General features: G+C 49.9%; 4 protein-coding genes. 3 read left to right on the top strand and 1 reads right to left on the bottom strand.

Annotation, left to right across the window (positions count from 1 at the left end; translation table 11 throughout):
- From ACY692_RS14455 to ACY692_RS14445, 3 genes are all read left to right on the top strand, one after another.
- Window positions 1-941: hypothetical protein (locus ACY692_RS14455; protein ID WP_462326083.1), on the top strand; the 941-nt coding region annotated here is incomplete at its 5' end.
- Window positions 942-1,277: 336 nt separating this feature from the next.
- Entirely contained in the window at window positions 1,278-1,919 is a 642-nt protein-coding gene (locus tag ACY692_RS14450; protein WP_462326082.1) for an ATP-binding cassette domain-containing protein, read from the top strand.
- A gap of 46 nt (window positions 1,920-1,965) precedes the next feature.
- Entirely contained in the window at window positions 1,966-2,397 is a 432-nt protein-coding gene (locus ACY692_RS14445; RefSeq protein WP_462326081.1) for a cyclic nucleotide-binding domain-containing protein, read from the top strand.
- Window positions 2,398-2,842: 445 nt separating this feature from the next.
- Here ACY692_RS14445 and ACY692_RS14440 read toward each other — a convergent pair whose 3' ends face one another.
- Window positions 2,843-3,571 (bottom strand): site-specific integrase, encoded by a 729-nt coding sequence (locus ACY692_RS14440; protein WP_462326080.1) that lies wholly within the window; start codon window positions 3,569-3,571, stop codon window positions 2,843-2,845.
- Between the last annotated feature and the right edge of the window lie 206 nt (window positions 3,572-3,777).

Raw genomic sequence — 3,777 nt, 5'->3', positions numbered from 1 at the left:
CCTATTGGGGGGATGCATGGAATCAGGATCTTGACGGCGACGGATTGATCAACCTTCTGGATCCTGATTCGGATGACGACTGGGATCTTGACGGTTCCGAAATCCCGGATGGGTTCGATCCTGGGGACGCCAATTCAACAGAGCCAAGCATGACCAACATTGTCTTCGAGACCGGAACAGCGGATATCGACTCCTTGTTGGCCCATATCGATTTCCAGAGGACATACACCTCCCCGGTAGTGACCGTTGGGCCTCTCGGACACGGGGACGGGGACCCCGCTACCGTGCGGATACATAATCTCGGTCCCGATGGGTGCGATATCCGTATTCAGGAATGGGCGTACCAAGACAATGCTCACGGACGGGAAGACCTTGGGTACATGGTCATGGAGAAAGGCGAGTATGTCCTGGATGATGGAACCATGATCCAGGCGGGTACCTTTGGAACATCCCCGGCTGGGGGAGCCAGGGATATCCAGTTCGGCTCTGTCTTCAACCAACCTCCCGTAATTTTAACCGCAGTGGTCACGCAAAACGACCCGTCTCCATGTGTGGTCCGATTGTCCGGGATATCCAACCTCGGATTTTCCTGCACACTCCAGGAGGAGGAATCCGCCGATCAGCTCCATGGAAGCGAGACCGTGGGCTTTGTCGCCTGGGAACCATCGAGCGGTGTGGTCAACAGGAAACGGTTCGAGGTGGTCAACACACCGATGACGGTGACAAGCATTGGATATGACCTCCTTTTTGGGCAAAAATACTCGGTCCCCCCGGTCTTGCTGGGCGGGATGCAAACATTCAACGGAGAGAACCCGGCGAATGTGCGTTGCAGGCTGCTGACCAATACAATGGCCGGCATCCATATCGACGAAGAACAATCCCTGGACAGCGAAGAAGTGCACTACGGAGAAACAATCGGGTATGCGGTGTTCGAGGATTGACGGGGTACCAGCAAACACGTCAGTTCTTGGAACTGGTCAGGGACCCCCAGGATCCGGCGCTGCATCACCCTTTTTTATCCACATCCTTGGTCCCACACTCCCGGATCAAGATCAGGTCCGTGGATGACGATCAAAGAGGGCCCGGTTTTTTTACGTCTGCCGGATAGTTGGAAACGAACCTGAATAGTTCCGTTGTGTTATGTGCAACCAATGGGGCCCGGGCTGGAATGTCCGGGCCCCATTGGTTGCACGTCATGGTGGCGGGGATAGCCTCTGCTCTTATGGCAATTTACCCATAATTACATTGCTTTTCGATGTGGACTTGCCCGCTCGCTCGTGGTGGAACCCAAGCTCCTGCTCATGGATGAACCGTTCTCCGCCCTCGATCCGAGTACGCGCAGAGAAATCCGGGGGATGCTCAGGGAGATCATCGCCAGGACGGGAACATCCGTGATACACATAACCCATGATCTGGACGATGCGTGGTCGTTGGCCGCAAAGGTGGCCTTTTTCAGTGAGGGTATGCTGCATCAATTCGGGACTGTGGAAGATGTTTTTCAACAAGCTTCAACACCGCAGATCGCCGATTTTGTGGGCGCCACCCGATTTTCCGGCGTGGTCGTTGATACTGATGCAGGAGGAAGTCTTATCCGGGTTGATGGAGCAGACATTTACACATCGGATAAAGCCGAGATCGGCGAAAAGGTTACTTTGGCCATGCGTCCCGAGGCCGTCCGTATGTACCGGAACGAACCGAGTTCGGAGAATGGGGAGTCCACCCTGGAGTCCACCCTGGAACGTATGGAAAACGGATGCAATATGCATTATCTGTTGCTTGCAAACGGGAATCTGCGTATTCCGGTGCTGATGACTTGTAACGGATTGACCCGGCTTGCACCCAGGTTGGGGGAGAACTTTTTTGTCCAGCTCGACACATCGGCCGTGAGGCTTTGTCGGACAGAGTCCTTCGCTGGATGACCCCGCAGAATCGGCCTACCTGCCACCAAACAACGAGGAAGGCGTCATGATTTTTGATGAAAGCTACCTGCCACTTTTGCACGATCTGCCGTTTTTTTCCCTGTTCAATGACGAGGAACTCTTGAAGATAGTCCAGGAAGGAAAGTGGCTCCGGATCACTCCCGGTCAGATGGTCATCTCTGAAGGGGAGTATGAAGATGAATTTTATCTGCTCGTTCGTGGAAAACTCAGAGTGTTTAAAAACAAAAAAACCCTTGCAATGCTCAATGCCGGGGATGTGTTCGGCGAAATGGGAGCATTGCTCCATGAGACACGTTCTGCCAATGTCATCGCTATGGAAGAGTGCTATCTTTTTCAGTACAACGAACATGATCTCATGCGTCTTCCCAAAACAATACTCTACCCCTTCATGAAGTACATCTTTACCATAACGGCTGTTCGCCTGAAAGAGCTGAATAAAAAGTACACGCTCCTCTGATCAGATGTGCCTGCAAAAAAAAATTGCAGGCAGGGTTAATGTTTAAGTTGAAAGTTTAAGTAAAATCAAATTGTTAAAAAATATGGTTTTAAGCTTGAGCCCCGGTTTTCGACTTTTTGCAGGAGCATCTGATCAGAGAAAAAAAGATTCCTGCATGCAGGATTGATCATCATCCTTTTTTATTGATGTAGAAAATTTAAAATTTTTGCATTTGAGGAACCGAACCAGGATGGATCTGGTCCACCACGAATTGCTACCACTTGACGGTGTAAAAATCCGTGACCCACTTTAAAAGTGGTCCAACAATGGCTATCAAGAGGTCGACAGTTCGATCCTGTTCAGCTCCACCATTAAACGCTTAGTATGCTTCACCAAATCCCTTGAATGCCGATGAAAAAAGCCGTCTTTTAGACGGCTTTTTTTCGTTTTCTAGCTTATTTCTAGCCTACGCGCCGGTCTTGTATCTCTGAGACAGATCCCTGAAGCCCGTGAATTCTTCCATGATTTCGAAATGTGAGTATCGTTCCGTCATCTTGGCCGTCTTGTGTCCTATGAGCTTTTGGGTTTGCGGGAGAGTCCTGCCGGAAAATATCAGGTTGGTACAGAATATATGCCTGAGGTCGTGAAAATGGAATTCCGGCATCCCGGCATTTTTCCGGATTGTCCTCCATGCTGAACAGATATCCAGCATCGGACGACCGTCCGGGTGGCCGACCACATATCCGTCCACCTCTTCCACCGCGATTTTTCGATATTTCGCAAGATACTTCCTTCTCGCCAAAAGGGCTTCCCGTGTCCTTTCCATCTGAAGCGGATGCATCCGCTGCACTTCGTTCTTTGTCCGATAAAAGCCGATATATCCGCTATCCCCAAGATCAAAATCAATATCATCCCATCTGGGGTCGAGGATTTCCTGTTTCGAGGCCCCGTGCTCCGCTGTTAGCAAAATCGCCAACTTCCCTGACACAGGGGGATACCTGAGGATGAAGCCCAGGTCCCTCTTGAGTTCCGTGATAATAAGAACAGGGCCCGGATCGCACAGACGTTTCGGGAGATAACGGAAAAAATGCAAATCATTGCCAGGGAATTGAGCTAATGATAAAATCTGCCGGGAAGCTGTGCTTTCCGGCAGATTTTTAGCATGAACACCGAAAAACTGCGCAGAATTTCGCATTTTGCAAGTTGGATAGAGAGAATTTTGGTAATGGAGTTCTGCAATACCTGCCTGTTAAAATTGTTTGCAATATTTGTATGACATTCTGAATTATTTTTTGTCTTGATTTTTTTTGTCAACCTATTAAATTTCTGCTTATTTTTAAGAATTTTCCATCCAGGTGTCCCCGATGCTCCCTACAGGAGGGGAGTGCCCCGCAATGAGGC

Source organism: Desulfoplanes sp. (assembly GCF_054921335.1).
The sequence above is the reverse complement of the archived record's forward strand: the minus strand, read 5'-3'. Positions and strand labels throughout refer to the sequence as shown.